Source organism: Streptomyces sp. YKOK-I1 (assembly GCF_054660435.1).
Genome location: NZ_BAAGDR010000001.1, coordinates 441,755 through 455,624, shown reverse-complemented (window position 1 = coordinate 455,624; position 13,870 = coordinate 441,755). Strand labels below are relative to the sequence as shown.

General features: G+C 71.5%; 14 protein-coding genes. 7 read left to right on the top strand and 7 right to left on the bottom strand.

What is annotated here, in order from left to right:
* Window positions 1-22: 22 nt before the first annotated feature.
* From ACYQ8Q_RS02085 to ACYQ8Q_RS02065, 5 genes are all read right to left on the bottom strand, one after another.
* The gene (locus ACYQ8Q_RS02085) at window positions 23-919 is read right to left on the bottom strand and encodes an aminoglycoside phosphotransferase family protein (protein WP_460061235.1); all 897 of its coding nucleotides are present in this window, start codon (window positions 917-919) and stop codon (window positions 23-25) included.
* 72 nt (window positions 920-991) lie between these two features.
* Entirely contained in the window at window positions 992-1,864 is an 873-nt protein-coding gene (locus ACYQ8Q_RS02080; protein ID WP_460073135.1) for a geranyl diphosphate 2-C-methyltransferase, read from the bottom strand.
* A 70-nt stretch (window positions 1,865-1,934) separates the two neighbouring features.
* Window positions 1,935-2,999 (bottom strand): family 2 encapsulin nanocompartment cargo protein terpene cyclase, encoded by a 1,065-nt coding sequence (locus ACYQ8Q_RS02075; protein ID WP_460061233.1) that lies wholly within the window; start codon window positions 2,997-2,999, stop codon window positions 1,935-1,937.
* A complete protein-coding gene (locus ACYQ8Q_RS02070; RefSeq protein WP_460061231.1) occupies window positions 2,996-4,438 on the bottom strand; it encodes a family 2B encapsulin nanocompartment shell protein in 1,443 nt (480 codons plus the stop codon). Before ACYQ8Q_RS02070 ends, ACYQ8Q_RS02075 begins: the two co-directional genes overlap by 4 nt.
* Window positions 4,439-4,651: 213 nt before the next feature.
* The gene (locus ACYQ8Q_RS02065) at window positions 4,652-5,668 is read right to left on the bottom strand and encodes a zinc-binding alcohol dehydrogenase family protein (RefSeq protein ID WP_460073134.1); all 1,017 of its coding nucleotides are present in this window, start codon (window positions 5,666-5,668) and stop codon (window positions 4,652-4,654) included.
* Between the two features lie 148 nt (window positions 5,669-5,816).
* On the opposite strand from ACYQ8Q_RS02065, the gene ACYQ8Q_RS02060 reads away from it, so the two are divergent.
* Together ACYQ8Q_RS02060 and ACYQ8Q_RS02055 are read left to right on the top strand one after the other, a co-directional pair.
* Window positions 5,817-6,611 carry a VOC family protein gene (locus ACYQ8Q_RS02060; RefSeq protein WP_460061229.1) on the top strand — a complete coding sequence of 265 codons (795 nt, stop codon included), beginning with the start codon at window positions 5,817-5,819 and terminating at the stop codon, window positions 6,609-6,611.
* A gap of 24 nt (window positions 6,612-6,635) precedes the next feature.
* A complete protein-coding gene (locus ACYQ8Q_RS02055; protein WP_460061226.1) occupies window positions 6,636-7,346 on the top strand; it encodes a ribonuclease H family protein in 711 nt (236 codons plus the stop codon).
* A gap of 18 nt (window positions 7,347-7,364) precedes the next feature.
* Here ACYQ8Q_RS02055 and melC2 read toward each other — a convergent pair whose 3' ends face one another.
* Together melC2 and melC1 are read right to left on the bottom strand one after the other, a co-directional pair.
* The gene (gene melC2, locus ACYQ8Q_RS02050) at window positions 7,365-8,186 is read right to left on the bottom strand and encodes a tyrosinase MelC2 (protein ID WP_460061224.1); all 822 of its coding nucleotides are present in this window, start codon (window positions 8,184-8,186) and stop codon (window positions 7,365-7,367) included.
* Between the two features lie 32 nt (window positions 8,187-8,218).
* On the bottom strand, window positions 8,219-8,596 hold the full coding sequence (gene melC1, locus ACYQ8Q_RS02045; protein ID WP_460061221.1) for an apotyrosinase chaperone MelC1: 378 nt from the start codon (window positions 8,594-8,596) through the stop codon (window positions 8,219-8,221).
* A 356-nt stretch (window positions 8,597-8,952) separates the two neighbouring features.
* Here melC1 and ACYQ8Q_RS02040 point away from each other — a divergent pair, with 356 nt between their 5' ends.
* From ACYQ8Q_RS02040 to ACYQ8Q_RS02020, 5 genes are all read left to right on the top strand, one after another.
* Complete coding sequence (locus ACYQ8Q_RS02040) at window positions 8,953-10,164, top strand: FAD-dependent monooxygenase (RefSeq protein ID WP_460061219.1); 1,212 nt, start codon at window positions 8,953-8,955, stop codon at window positions 10,162-10,164.
* A 111-nt stretch (window positions 10,165-10,275) separates the two neighbouring features.
* Window positions 10,276-11,760, top strand: a complete 1,485-nt coding sequence (locus ACYQ8Q_RS02035) for an MFS transporter (RefSeq protein ID WP_460061217.1) — start codon at window positions 10,276-10,278, stop codon at window positions 11,758-11,760.
* Complete coding sequence (locus ACYQ8Q_RS02030; RefSeq protein WP_460061215.1) at window positions 11,757-12,338, top strand: TetR/AcrR family transcriptional regulator; 582 nt, start codon at window positions 11,757-11,759, stop codon at window positions 12,336-12,338. The genes ACYQ8Q_RS02035 and ACYQ8Q_RS02030 overlap by 4 nt, the downstream gene beginning before the upstream one ends.
* Before the next feature lie 9 nt (window positions 12,339-12,347).
* The gene (locus ACYQ8Q_RS02025) at window positions 12,348-13,331 is read left to right on the top strand and encodes an aldo/keto reductase (protein ID WP_460061213.1); all 984 of its coding nucleotides are present in this window, start codon (window positions 12,348-12,350) and stop codon (window positions 13,329-13,331) included.
* A 52-nt stretch (window positions 13,332-13,383) separates the two neighbouring features.
* Window positions 13,384-13,869, top strand: coding sequence for a DUF6328 family protein (locus ACYQ8Q_RS02020; protein ID WP_460061211.1), 486 nt, complete (start codon window positions 13,384-13,386; stop codon window positions 13,867-13,869).
* The last annotated feature ends 1 nt before the right edge of the window (window position 13,870 follow it).

Sequence of the window (13,870 nt, the reverse complement as noted above, 5' to 3'; positions counted from 1 at the left end):
GCGGCCGGACGGCGAGGGCGCGCTACCGGGCGTCGGCCTCCGTGAGGATCTCGCTGATCACATGCCGGGAGTTCTCCGCCAGCACCGGGTTGGTCTCCCAGTAGTACGGCAGCTGGATCAGTGAGATCGACAGGGCCCAGCCGCGGCCGCGCGCCCACTCGTCGTCGTCCGCGCCCACCGCCTCGCGGAACGTGTCGCGTGCCGAGGCGGGCAGCAGGTTCCAGGCCGGGACGAGGTCGACGGCCGGATCGCCCACGCCGACCGTGCCGAAGTCGATCACGGCGCTCAGCCGTCCCCCGGCGACCAGGACGTTCCCGGGCGACAGATCACCGTGCGCCCACACCCCCGGCGCGGTCCGTCCCGGCACCCGCAGCGCCTCCTCCCACAGGGCGGTGAGCACGTCGGTGTCGATCCGCCCCCGCAGCTGCGCGAGGGCGTCCCGGGTGTAGCCGTCGCGCTCGACGAGCGGGATGCCGCGGCCGTTCGGCGGCCCGTCCCGGACGTCGACCTCGCGCAGCCCGGCGACGAACGCCCCGAGGTCCGCCGCCAGCCGCTGCGGTTCCTCGACGGCGCCCGCCACCGGGTTACGGCCCTCCAGCCAGCGGTAGACGGACCACGGCCAGGGGAAACCCCCGCCCGGGGCGCCCTCCGCCAGCGGCACCGGGGCGGCGACCCGCAGACTCGGCCCCAGCCGGGCCAGCCAGCGCCGCTCGTGCGCCACGCTCTCCACCGCCCGGGGATGCCGGGGGAGCCGGACCACCATGTCGGTGCCCAGCCGGAACATCGCGTTCTCCGTCCCGGAGGACGGCAGCCGCCGTACGGGCAGCCCCGCCCACTCGGGGAACTGGCCGTCGATCAGCCGACTCACCAGCGGGGCGTCGACCTCGACCTCGTCCGGGTGCATTCTCCGGGCACACATGCGGCTCATTGCAACGGAACGACGCCCGTGCCGTCCAACGAATTTGAACGGCACGGACGTCGGTCCGGCGGCTCAGACCCGGTCGGCCACGATCATCAGATACTGGAAACTGCCGTTCTTGTAGGCGGTCAGGAACGTGTCCTCGATGCCCGTGACCAGATGATCGGCCTGTCGGCGGAGCTCCCAGTACGGGATGGCCGTCGCGGTGAGGTCCTCCACATGGACCGGCACCAGCCGGTTGTCCGCCATCGCCCGGAAGTACCGCGAGCGCGGGTGGATGTCGCAGATGTAGTGCGCGTTGATGAGCGACACCTCGCGCGAGGCCTGCCCGTACGTGTCGTTGTAACAGCCGGTGATCACGACGTAGCGGCCGCCGCGGCGCAGCACCCGGGCGTGCTCGGCGAACAGCAGGTCCAGCTCGACGTACATGCTCGACTCGTTGTTCCACGAGGCCGCGTACGCGCCGGTCTCCAGGCCCGTGTCCAGCATGTTGCGGTGGTGGTAGCGCACCTTGTCGTCGATGCCCCGCTTGCGGGCCTGTTCGTTGGCGAACGCGGCCTGCTTGGCGGAGATCGTCACCCCGTCCGCGTGGCAGCCGTAGCGCAGATTGGCCGTCACGCTGCCGCCGCCGCGCCCGCAGCCGGCGTCGAAGACCCGGTCGGACGGGGTGAGCGGGCCGAGCCGGGACGCCAGCAACTCCGCCTGGGCATGCTCGAGCCGGTGCAGTTCGGTGGTGATCCGCTCCTTGCGCAGCCCGGGATCGGGCTCGTCGAGCACCGACCGGTCGGCGTCACCGACGCCGTAGTGGTGGTGGTAGAGATCGTCGATCCGGCCCAGTTCGAGGTTGACCGGGTTCTCCTCCGCGTTCCAGTAGTCCGCGATCCGGTTCTGGTAGACGGACTGGGTCGGCAGCGGCAGGGCCTCGGTGAGCGCCTCGGGGGTCATGGTCAACGGTGACTCCTTGTGATGGTGATGCTGTGGTGCGGTACGTGACGGAAAGTCAGAAGGTGGCTGCTCACCAGTAGTTGGGCAGCGAGTAGCGATGGGTGTTGGTGGCGTGCCACTCGTGGTTGCCGGCCACCCAGTCCGACAGACCCTGGAGATAGCGCTCGACGAGCGGTGAGGTCGCGGCGAGCACCGCCGACTCCGACTCGAACGCCTCCATGATCTCGTTGTGGAGGTCGACCGACTTCAGATAGGCGGCCTTCAGCCCGCGCCGGTCGTTGGCGGCCACGACCTGCGGCAGATTGAGATGGGTGGGATCGGACGCCAGCTCCTTGGTGAAGGAGTACAGGTCGTTGACGATCGTGGTGGCGTTGCAGGCGAGCGCCGTGACCCGCTGGACCTCCGGGCGGGCGTAGAGCTGCTCGGGCAGTTCGTAGCCGTCGACCGCGTCGACGATCGACAGACACGGCCGGAAGTTGTTGAACTGCCGCATCACCAGGTACTCCCAGACCGTCGGCCGGTAACCGGTCTCCATCCAGGCCGCCTCGCCGAGGTAGCCCAGGTGCAGCCGCGCCATGTCGTGCACGAACCGGTCGGTCTGGCTGGGCGTGGCGAGGGCCGCGTAGTCCTTCAGCGCCCAGAAGTACGAGCGCAGCGGACCGTCGGCCTGCATGCCCCGCGTCCACTCCTCCTGGTGCGCGGGCGGCCCGTGGAAGGGATCGAGCGCCGACTGCGCCAGGATCAGCCGGCCGGCCAGCCCGGTGCGCGAGCCGCCGCGGCCCTCGTCCTCCTCGCAGTAGCAGCTGTCCACCACGTTCTCCGCCAGCAGCAGCTTGCCGGCCGCCGTGAGCCGGTCCGGATCGGCGGCGCCCGGATGCTGGAGCACCACCGCCCGCCCGAACTGGAACCCCGAGAAGTCGCCGTTCCACGCCGTGGGGAACAGATCCAGGCCGCGCGCCCACTCCTCCAGCCGGCGGTCGACCTCCGCCGCCTTCTCCGGGTCGGCGGGGGCGACCTCCCGGTGCCGCAGCCCCGGGATCGCACCGCCGCGCCGGGCCGTGAGGCTCGCGGCGAGGTTCGGCGGTCCGGGCAGCCCGCCCCCCGTACCGCCCAGCGCCGCACTCGCCGCCGTCACTCGGCCGTCCGGCCGATCTGGACGTTCTCCAGGATGCCCGCGGCGTCCGGCACCAGCAGCGCCATCGAGTAGTACGCGGTGACCAGATACCGGATGATCGAATTGGCGTCGATCCCCATGAACCGCACGTTCAGCCCCGGCTGGAACTCGTCCGGGATGCCCGTCTGGTACAGGCCCACCGCACCCTGGTCGGCCTCGCCCAGGCGCAGCGCGATGATGCTGCTGGTGTGCTGCTCGCTGATCGGGATCTTGTTGCACGGGAAGATCGGCACCCCGCGCCAGGCCGGGATCTCATGCCCCTCCACGGTCGCCGTGCCCGGCACCAGACCGCGCCGGTTGCACTGCCGGAAGAACGCCGCGATCGCCTTGGGATGGGCGAGGAACAGCTTGGTCTTGCGCCGCATCGACAGCAGCTCGTCCATGTCGTCCGGGGTCGGCGGCCCGGTGAAGGTGCTGACCCGCTGCCCGTAGTCGACGTTGTGCAGCAGCCCGAACTCCCGGTTGTTCACCAGCTCCCACTCCTGGCGCTCCCGGATCTCCTCGACCGTGAGCCTCAACTGCTGCTGGGTCTGGTCCATCGGGTGGTTGTAGAGATCGGCGACCCGGGTGTGCACCTTCAGCACGGTCTGGGTCAGCGACAGCTCGTACTCGCGCGGCGAGAGCTCGTAGTCGACGTACCCGGCGCCGATCGTCGGCTCGCCGGTGTGGCCGGCCTGGAGCGGCTGCTCCGCCTCGCCCTTGCGGTTCATCGGCCGCCGCTGCCGCTCGGCGTACGCCTCCAGATGCGCGGCCAGCGAGGGAACCCGGCCGAGGAACTCCCGCAGCACGTCCCCCGGCAGCACCAGCAGCACCCCCGCGGTCTCCGCGCGCACCGAGGAAAGCCACAGCGGGTCGTCCTGTCCGATGGCCTCCTCGCCGAGCTGGTCGCCGCCGGAGACGACCCCGACGATCTCCTCGCCGCCGTACTTTCCGGCCGTGTACCGGGTGAACCGGCCGTGCGCGACGAGATAGGTCTCCGTGACCGGCTGACCCGCTTCGAAGATCACCTGCCCGGGCCGGACCTCACGGGTCTGGAAGCGGGACGCCAGCTCGGCCAGGGCCCCGTTGTCGGAGTAGCCGCGCAGCACGCGCAGCTCGGTGAGGGTGTCCGGGAGGACCCGGACGTCGTCGGCGCCGTTGTGCTCGAACTGCACCCGGCCCCGGCCGACGGACAGTTGCAGACGCCGGTTGACCCGGTAGGTGCCGCCCTTCACGTCCACCCACGGCAGCATGCGCAGCAGCCAGCGCGAGCTGATCGCCTGCATCTGCGGTTCGGACTTGTGGGTGGTGGCGAGCTGGCGGGCCGCCCGGGTGCTGAGGCTGGTGAGCTGCCCGTCGGCCGACGGCTCGAAGGGGGGTTCGTCGAGAGCGGAAGCGGTGGCACTGTCCGGTGTGGACACATTCTCTCCAGAGAGCTGGTGCGCGGAGCTGAGCGGACGGTTCGCGAAGATCGGTTTCGAAGATCCGCAGGCACCAGCCAAACACGCTCGGTGACCGAGGGGTACGGCGCGAAAGGGGCGGATGCGGGTGCCAAGGGTGCACAGCGGGGCGGATGGTGAGGAAGACGCCGTACATGCATCAGGACAGGGGTCGATCACTCCCGCGCGCCGTGATCAGGAGGGTTGGGAAAGATCGTTCACCAGAACGGCTGCGCCATCGAACTGACCTGCGGCGAGATCCCGCAGCGCCTCCGGGGCCCGGGACAGGGGATACACGTGTGTCGTCGCCCGGACGCCGAGCCGTGCCGCCAGCATCAGGAACTCCCGTGCGTCGACACGGGTGTTGGAGGTGACGCTGCGTAGCTCCTTCTCGTAGAACAGCTCGCTCTCGTAGCGCAGCGGCGGGACGTCGCTGAGATGGATCCCGGCGACGGCCAGCACCCCGCCCCGGTCCAGCGCCCGCAGCGCCACCGGCACCAGCTCACCGGCCGGTGCGAAGAGGATCGCCGCGTCCAGCGGCTCCGGAGGCTCGTCGTGGGCGCCTCCCGCCGAGGCCGCCCCCAGTTCCAGCGCCAGCCGCCGCGCCGCGGCTCCCCGGGTCAGGACGTGCACCCGGGCGCCCTGGGCCAGCGCCACCTGTGCGCACAGATGGGCACTGCCCCCGAAGCCGTACAGCCCGAGCCGCCCGCCCGGCGGCAGCGCGCTCCGCCGCAGCGCCCGGTAGCCGATGATGCCCGCACACAGCAGCGGCGCGAGCGCCACCTCGTCCACCCCGTCCGGCAGCGGATGGGCGAACGCGGCCGGCACGGTCGTGTACTCGGCGTAGCCGCCGTCGGCGTCCCAGCCCGTGTACGACGACGCCGGGCACAGGTTCTCGGCGCCCCGGGCGCAGTACGCGCACACCCCGCAGGTGCGCCGCAGCCAGGCCACGCCCACCCGGTCGCCCGGCGCGAACCCGCTCACCGCGGCACCCCGCCCCGCCACCACCCCGACCACCTCGTGCCCGGGCGTCACCCCGGCCCGCCGTACCGGCAGATCACCCTCGGTGACATGCAGATCGGTCCGGCACACCCCGCAGGCGCGCACCCGCACCAGCAGCTCGTCGTCGCCGGGCACCGGCACCGGCCGGCGCACCAGCCGCAGCGGCTCCCCGGTCACCGGCCCCGGCTCGGCCACCGACCACGCGCCCATCGTCCCGTCCGTCATGACCCGCCCCGTCCTGCCGCCGGACCGTACCCTCCCAGTGTCGGACGGAAGGGGGCGTTCGGCGCGCGCGCCGACGAGCGGGTGACTAGCGTGAGGATCCGGACACAGTCGTCTCTTCGGAAGGGCCGCCGACATGGCCGTACAACCAGAGGGAACCCCGTGCTGGGCCGACGCGATGTTCACCGACGTCGAGGGCGCCAAGACCTTCTACGGCGAGGTCCTCGGCTGGACCTTCGGTGAGTCGTCGTCGGAGTACGGCAACTACACCCAGGCCTATGTCGACGGCAAGGCGGTCGCCGCCGTCGTCCCGCCGATGCCCGGCCAGGAGGGCCAGTCGCAGTGGTGTCTGTACTTCGCCTCGCCGGACGCGGCCGCGACGGCGGCCAAGATCCGCGCGCACCACGGAGAGGTGCTGATGGAGCCGATGCAGGTCGGCGACTTCGGCACGATGTGCCTGGCGCGGGAGCCCAGCGGCGCGGTGTTCGGCGTCTGGCAGGCGGGGACCCACGAGGGCTTCGAGGCCGAGGCCGTCCCCGGCGCCTACGGCTGGGCCGAGGTCTTCACCCGTGAGCCCGACCGGGCGGACACCTTCTTCTCCTCCGTCTTCCCGTACACCGCCCGGCAGATCGAGGACGACAACGTCGACTTCCGTATGTTCAACGTCGGCGACACCACGGTTCTCGGCCGGATGCGGATGACGGACGACTTCCCGCCCGAGGTGCCGTCCTACGTCAACGTGTACTTCATCGTCGGCGACTGCGACGAGGCGGTGGCGAAGGCGACCAAGCTCGGCGGCGTCCTGCGCTTCGGTCCGATGAGCAGCCCCTTCGGGCGGTTCGCGGCCCTCAGCGACCCGCAGGGCGCGAACTTCTCGGTGATCGACCTCACCACCACCGAGGGCGAGCTGCCGAAGACCAGGCCGGTCTGACCGGACCCCGCGCGCGGCCATGGCATGATCGTGCTCATGCGTGAACGTGTGGTGGCCGCGTGCGACGGGGCTTCGAAAGGGAACCCGGGACCGGCCGGCTGGGCATGGGTGGTCTCCGACGACGCGGAGAGCCCGGCCCGCTGGGAGGCGGGCCCGCTCGGCAAAGCCACCAACAACGTCGCCGAACTCACCGCGCTGGAACGCCTGCTGGCCGCCACCGACCCGGGTGTGCCGCTCGAGGTCCGGATGGACTCGCAGTACGCCATGAAGGCCGTCACCACCTGGCTGCCCGGCTGGAAGCGCAACGGCTGGAAGACCTCGGCGGGCAAGCCGGTCGCCAACCAGGAACTCGTGGTGCGCATCGACGAACTGCTCGACGGGCGCTCGGTGGAGTTCCGTTACGTCCCCGCCCACCAGGTCGACGGCGACCCGCTCAACGACTTCGCCGACCGTGCCGCCAGCCAGGCGGCGAGCGTCCAGCTGGCGGCCGGCAGCGAGCAGGGTTCCCCGGAGCCGCCGCCGTCCCCGGACACCCCCAAGCAGGCGCGTTCCGGCGGGGCCAAGTCGCCTCGCCGCAACGCCGGTTCGGCCTCCCGCGGCGGCTCGTCCTCGCGCACGATCAAGGCCAAGTTCCCCGGCCGCTGCGTATGCGGCCGGGGCTACGCGGCCGGTGAGCAGATCGCCAAGAACGCCCAGGGCTGGGGCCACCCGGAGTGCCGTACGGCAGAGGCCTGATCGGACGTCTCAGGCGTCTCAGGCGTCGAACGTGTAGTGCGGGGTGTGGTCGAGCAGGGCGGCCGGGGTCGTGTCGTTCCACGGCTTCATGGTCTCGTTGAGATCCACGACGTTCGGCGTCCCGCCGCCCGGTACGTACGCCGCCCCCGGGTGCCGGCGCTGCCACTCGGCCCACAGCTTGTCGACGTAGGCGTGGTGCAGCCAGAACACCGGATCGTTGGGGGAGACCCCGGTCGCCATCTGCCCGCCGACCCACACATGGACCCGGTTGTGCAGATTGACCCCGCGCCATCCCTCCAGGTGGTTGCGGAAGCCGTCGGAGGCGCTGTTCCAGGGCGCCATGTCGTACGTCGCCATCGCCAGCACCGAGTCGACCTCGGCCCGGGTGGGCAGCTCGCGCACGCTCGTGCCGAGTGACCGGCGCAGATAAGTACGCCCGTCCACACGGACGTTGACCTGCCACTTCCCGGCCGACGCGGCGAACGGCCCGTCCATCACCTGCCCGTCCCGGCTGCGCCCGGTGCCGCCGAGGAAGTCCGGCGCCCACAGCGAGGAGCGCGGTGAGCGGTCGGTGGACCAGTCCCAGTACGGCAGCGCCACCGACGCGTCCACCGACTGCAGCGCCCGCTCGAACTCCAGCAGGAACCGGCGGTGCCACGGCAGGAAGGACGGTGAACGGTGGCCGGTGCGCTCGCCGTCGTCGGTGTCGCCGAGGATGAACGCGTTGTGCGTGGTGACGAAGTCGTCGTAGCGGCCGCTGCGCTTGAGTTCGAGGACGGCGTTGACGAAACGCCGCTTCTCCTCGGCGGTCAGGGACGCCTGATTCTTGCGGACGGTCATCTGGAGATGCTCCAAAAAGGCTTGTGGAAAGGTCAGTTGGCGGGCGGCATGGGGAAGGGCAGCAGCCGGGCGCCCTGGAGTTCGTCGACCGCGGCACGGGCGGCGGCCCGGGGGGTGGACACCGGGTCGTAGTGGCTGACGACGCTGATCCAGGTGCCGTCGGCGTTGCGCATGACGTGCAGTTCGACGCCGTCCACGGACACCGTGTAGCCGCCGCCGTGGTGGTGATGCCCGCCTCCCGAGGACGGCCGGCCCTGTATCCGGCGGCCCTTGTAGACCTCGTCGAAGGCGGCGGGCGAGTCGTGATCGTGGGCAGGCGCGTTCGCGCGGGCCGCGGGGACGGCCAGCGCCGTGGCGCCCGCGAGGGCGGTCGCGGCGGTGAGGGCGCGACGGCGGCTGAGGTCGGGCATGCGGAGTCTCCTGAGGTGCGTTCGGGTGCCGACCCGGCATGCCTATCGGGGACATCGGGGGCGGAAGAAATCCTTCGGGACCGGTTGGCTGCGATCCGGACAATCGCTCACATGTCGTGCAATCTTCAACCAGGATGATCTTGGTGCCGTGAGGGCCGGCTCGGGGGTGGAAGGGGCAATTCCTTTCCCTGGAGCCCCTCCTTCCGGTGATCTTTCGCGCGCGGATGTGCCGCCCGTGGTGCGGCTCACGTGGAGAAAGTGGCGGAAAGCCGGAGAGGGCGCGCCGGAGGGAGGGGGTCGGGCACTGCTACCCTGCGTCGTCAATCGATCACATCTGGTCACTCCAAGGGGTAAGCGTGAAGGTCGCCTGTGTCGGCGGCGGGCCCGCCGGCCTGTATCTCTCCATCCTGCTGAAACTGCAGGACCCGTCCCACGACGTCACCGTCCTCGAGCGCAACCCCGAGGGCTCGACGTACGGCTGGGGCGTCACGTACTGGCAGGGACTCCTCGACAAGCTCCGCGCCCGCGACCCCGAGTCGGCCCGCGCGATCGAGGAGCACTCCGTCGTCTGGAACCAGGGGGTCGCCCACGTCCGGGACCTGTCGACCCGTCAGCCCGGCGACGAGGGCCACGGCATCGGCCGCCACAAACTCCTGGAGATCCTCGCCGCCCGCGCCCGCGCACTCGGCGTACGGCTGGAGTTCGAGTGCGCGGTCACGGCCGACGACCTGCCCGACGCGGACCTGGTCGTGGCCGGCGACGGCGTGCACAGCGCGCTGCGCACCCGGCACGCCGACCACTTCGGCGCCGAGCTCACACCCGGCCGCAACTCCTACCTCTGGCTCGGCACCAGCAAGGTCTTCGACTCCTTCACCTTCGCCTTCGTGGAGACCGAACACGGCTGGATCTGGTGCTACGGCTACCCCTTCAGCACCGCGCAGAGCACCTGTGTCATCGAGTGCGCCCCCGAGACCTGCGCCGGGCTCGGCCTGGACCGGGCGAGCGAGACCGAAGGCCTGGTCCAGCTGGAGAAGCTCTTCGCGCACATCCTCGACGGCCACCCCCTGATCGGCCGGGCCGGCGCCGACGGCAGCTCCCCGTGGCTGTCCTTCCGCACCCTCACCAACCGCACCTGGTACCGCGACAACCTGGTCCTCCTCGGCGACGCCGCCCACACCACCCACTACTCCATCGGCGCCGGCACCACCCTCGCCCTGGAGGACTCCCTCGCCCTTGCCGACGCGCTGGCCGGGGGCGACGGCCTCCCGCAGGCCCTCGCCCGCTACGAAGCCGAACGCCGCACCGCCCTGCTGCCCCAGCAGAGCGCCGCCCGCCTCAGCGCCCAGTGGTACGAGAACCTCACCCGGTACATCGACCTCCCCCCGGAGCGGATGTTCGCCCTGCTCGGCCAGCGCCACTCGCCCCTGCTGCCGTACGTCCCGCCCCAGCTCTACTACCGCCTCGACCGCGCCGCCGGACAGCTCGACGCCCTGCGCCGCCTCAAGCGCTGGCTCGGTCCGAGGATCGCCCGTAGCGCCCACACCAGGGCCCTGGCGGCCCGCAAGTAGCGTCCACCGGGCCCGGAGACGGGGTCGCGCGCTTGGGTGAATGTGAATTCACTGCTACGGTGAATTCACATTCACCCATTTTTCGCCACCGTGCAGGCCGCTGGAGTGTCCATGGCGTCACCCGTCCCGATACCTGCCCCGACCAGGGATGACGACCCCGGCCCGAGGGCTCGGTTCGCGATTCCGGTCCTGGCGTACTGCGGGATCCTGATGGCGGTCATGCAGACCGTCGTCGTGCCCCTCCTGCCCGACCTGCCCCGGCTCACCGGCGCCTCACCCGCCGCGGTCTCCTGGATGGTGACCGCCTCGCTGCTCTCCGGCGCCGTCCTCACCCCGGTCCTCGGCCGCGCCGGCGACATGTACGGCAAGCGGCGCGTCCTGCTGCTCTCCTTCACCCTGATGGCCGCCGGTTCGGTGATCTGCGCGCTGACCTCCCAGATCGGCGTGCTCATCGCGGCCCGCGCCCTCCAGGGGGCCGCCTCCTCCGTCGTACCGCTGTCCATCAGCATCCTGCGCGACGAACTCCCCGCGGAGCGCCGGGGCTCCGCGATCGCGCTGATGAGCTCCACCGTCGGCATCGGCGCCGCGCTCGGCCTGCCGGCGGCGGCCATGGTCATCCAGTACGCCGACTGGCACACCATGTTCTGGGTCACCGCCGCCCTCGGCGCCACCGGCGTCGCGTTGATCCGCTGGGCGGTGCCGGAGTCGCCCGTGCGCGAGCCCGGCCGGTTCGACGTGCCGGGCGCGCTGGGGCTGGCCGCCGGGCTGGTCAGTCTGCTCCTCGCCGTGTCCCAGGGCGGCCAGTGGGGCTGGGGCAGCACCAGGATCGTGGGCCTCTTCCTCGCGGCCGTCGTGGTGCTCGCCCTGTGGTGGTGGCGTCAACTGCGGGCCGAACGGCCGCTGGTGGACCTGCGGCTGGTGTCCCGGCCCCGGGTCGGACTCTCCCATGTGGCGGCGCTGCTGACCGGCTTCGCGTTCTACGCCAGCTCCCTCGTGACCGCACAACTGGTGCAGGCGCCCAAGGCCAGCGGCTACGGGCTCGGGCTCTCCATCGTCCAGACCGGGCTGTGCCTGCTGCCCGGCGGCGTCACCATGCTGCTCTTCTCCCCCCTCTCCGCACGGATCTCCGCCGCCCGGGGGCCACGCGTCACCCTCGCGCTGGGCGCCGCCGTCATCGCCGCCGGATACGCCGTGCGCATCGCCGACAGCCGCGACCTGTGGATGATCATGGTGGGGGCGGCGGTCGTGGCCACCGGCACCACCCTCGCCTACTCCGCGCTGCCCGCGCTGATCCTGCACGCCGTGCCGGCCGGTCAGACCGCCTCGGCGAACGGCGTCAACGTCCTCATGCGCACCGTCGGCCAGGCCGTCTCCAGCGCCGCCGTCGCCGCCGTCCTCGTCCACCACACCAGCCTCGTCGGGGGCGCCCCCGTGCCCACCCTGCACGGCTATCTGCTGGCCTTCGCCATGGCGGGCGCGATCGCCCTGGCGGCCTGCGCGGTGGCCCTGACCATCCCCGGCGACACCGAGCCCGGGCCCACCCGTCCCGAGCGCGACCGTACCGCCGCCGGGGAGGAGGCGATGGAGGGAGCATGAGCACCGTGAACACCCCTGCCTCTCCCGCCCCCGCCCGCCGTGACGCCGAGGCGACCAAGGCGGCCATCCTGCGGGCCGCCCGTCACCTCCTCGCCCGCCACGCCCACGCGGACATCACCCTCAAGGCCGTCGCGGAACGGGCCGGCGTGAGCGCGCCGCTGGTCCTGAAGTACTTCGGCAACAAGGACGCCCTGTTCGCCCGCGTGATGTCCTTCGAGGAGGACGCCGCCGCACTCCTGGACGCCCCGGTGGAGGACCTCGGCCGGCACATGGTCCGGCATGTCGTGCTCGGCCAGCGCGAGCGCGGCGCCGACCCCGTCCTGCGCATCGCGTTCGCACCCCTGCACGGCGACCACGGAGACATCCTGCGCGCCAACTTCCGCACCCAGGTCACCGAACGCCTCGCCGCCCGCCTCGGCGGCCCCGATCCGCGGCAGCGCGCCGAACTCGCCCTCGCCACCCTCCTCGGCCTGGGCGTCATGTTCGGCATCGCCCGGGGCGAGGCGCTGCGCGCGATGCCGGTGGAGGAGATCGTCGACCGCTACGGCCCGACGGTCCAGGCCCAGCTGACCCCGTAGGGTGACACCATGGAAGAGCGCGAATTCGGCAGGTCGGGTCAGCATGCGTCCGTCGTCGGTCTCGGCACCTGGCAACTGGGCGCCGACTGGGGAGACGTCGACGACAAGGAAGCCCTCACGGTGCTGGAGGCGGCGGCCGAGTCGGGGGTGACCTTCTTCGACACCGCCGACGTCTACGGGGACGGCCGCAGCGAGCAGACCATCGCCACCTTCCTCAGCAGCCGCCCCGACCTGCATGTGCTGGTCGCCACCAAGATGGGCCGCCGGGTCGAACAGATCCCCGAGAACTACGTCCTGGACAACTTCCGCGCCTGGAACGACCGTTCCCGCCGCAACCTCGGCGTCGACCGCATCGACCTGGTCCAGCTGCACTGCCCGCCCACCCCCGTCTACTCCAGCGACGAGGTCTTCGACGCCCTCGACACCCTCGTCGAGGAGGAACGCATCGCCCACTACGGCGTCAGCGTGGAGACCGCCGCCGAGGCCCTCACCGCCATCGCCCGCCCCGGCGTGGCCGGCGTCCAGATCATCCTCAACCCGTTCCGGATGAAGCCCCTGTACGAGGTGCTCCCGGCGGCCCGTGAGGCCGGCGTCGGCATCATCGCGCGCGTCCCGCTCGCCTCCGGTCTGCTCTCGGGCAAGTACACCAAGGACACGGTCTTCCCCGAGAACGACCACCGCACCTACAACCGCCACGGTGAGGCCTTCGACCAGGGCGAGACCTTCTCCGGCGTCGACTACGCCACCGGCGTCGAGGCCGCCGCCCAATTCGCCGCCCTCGCACCCGAGGGATACACCCCGGCCCAGCTCGCCCTGCGCTGGATCGTCCAGCAGCCCGGCGTGACCACGGTGATCCCGGGTGCCCGCTCGCCCGAGCAGGCCCGCGCCAACGCGGAGGCCGCCCGGCTGCCCGAGCTGTCGGAGGAGACCCTGACGGCGATCCGGGACCTGTACGACCGACGGATCAAGGCCCAGGTCGAGCCCCGCTGGTAACGGCGTCCGCCAGGTCCGTTTGAAGATCGGCGGCCCGGGTCACCCGGGCCGCATGGATCCGGCAGAGCGGCGCGACGGCCGTGACGAGACCGAGGACGAGCGGGCCGACCGGATGTGGAGCGACCTCATCCAGGAGGTCCGCGTCGCCCAGACCGGCGTCCAGATCCTGTTCGGATTCCTGCTCACCGTGGCGTTCACCCCGAAGTACACCACCCTGAACGACACCGACCAGGCCATCTACATCACCACGGTCGTCCTCGGCGCCTGTGCCACCGGCGCGCTGATCGGACCCGTGTCCCTGCACCGCCTGGTCTCCGGCCGGCGCATCAAACCGCAGGCCGTGGCCTGGGCCTCCCGGCTGACCTTCGTCGGCCTGCTGCTGCTCCTCGCCACCATGACCTGCGCCCTGCTGCTGATCCTGCGCGTCGCGACCCACGGCGACCACGTCGTCTGGCTGGTCGTCGCCGTGGTCGCCTGGTACCTGCTGTGCTGGTTCGGACTGCCGGCGTGGGCCCGCCACCGGCACACGTCGAGGTGAG

What these genes read in the sequence shown, in the direction of transcription:
- ACYQ8Q_RS02030 (WP_460061215.1), top strand. Translation starts at nt 11,757, where the DNA reads ATGAGCACCGTGAACACCCCTGCCTCTCCCGCCCCCGCCCGCCGTGAC.
- melC2 (WP_460061224.1), bottom strand. Translation starts at nt 8,186, where the DNA reads ATGACCGTCCGCAAGAATCAGGCGTCCCTGACCGCCGAGGAGAAGCGG.
- ACYQ8Q_RS02035 (WP_460061217.1), top strand. Translation starts at nt 10,276, where the DNA reads ATGGCGTCACCCGTCCCGATACCTGCCCCGACCAGGGATGACGACCCC.
- ACYQ8Q_RS02085 (WP_460061235.1), bottom strand. Translation starts at nt 919, where the DNA reads ATGTGTGCCCGGAGAATGCACCCGGACGAGGTCGAGGTCGACGCCCCG.
- ACYQ8Q_RS02020 (WP_460061211.1), top strand. Translation starts at nt 13,384, where the DNA reads ATGGATCCGGCAGAGCGGCGCGACGGCCGTGACGAGACCGAGGACGAG.
- ACYQ8Q_RS02065 (WP_460073134.1), bottom strand. Translation starts at nt 5,668, where the DNA reads ATGGGCGCGTGGTCGGTGGCCGAGCCGGGGCCGGTGACCGGGGAGCCG.
- ACYQ8Q_RS02060 (WP_460061229.1), top strand. Translation starts at nt 5,817, where the DNA reads ATGGCCGTACAACCAGAGGGAACCCCGTGCTGGGCCGACGCGATGTTC.
- melC1 (WP_460061221.1), bottom strand. Translation starts at nt 8,596, where the DNA reads ATGCCCGACCTCAGCCGCCGTCGCGCCCTCACCGCCGCGACCGCCCTC.
- ACYQ8Q_RS02080 (WP_460073135.1), bottom strand. Translation starts at nt 1,864, where the DNA reads ATGACCCCCGAGGCGCTCACCGAGGCCCTGCCGCTGCCGACCCAGTCC.
- ACYQ8Q_RS02055 (WP_460061226.1), top strand. Translation starts at nt 6,636, where the DNA reads ATGATCGTGCTCATGCGTGAACGTGTGGTGGCCGCGTGCGACGGGGCT.
- ACYQ8Q_RS02025 (WP_460061213.1), top strand. Translation starts at nt 12,348, where the DNA reads ATGGAAGAGCGCGAATTCGGCAGGTCGGGTCAGCATGCGTCCGTCGTC.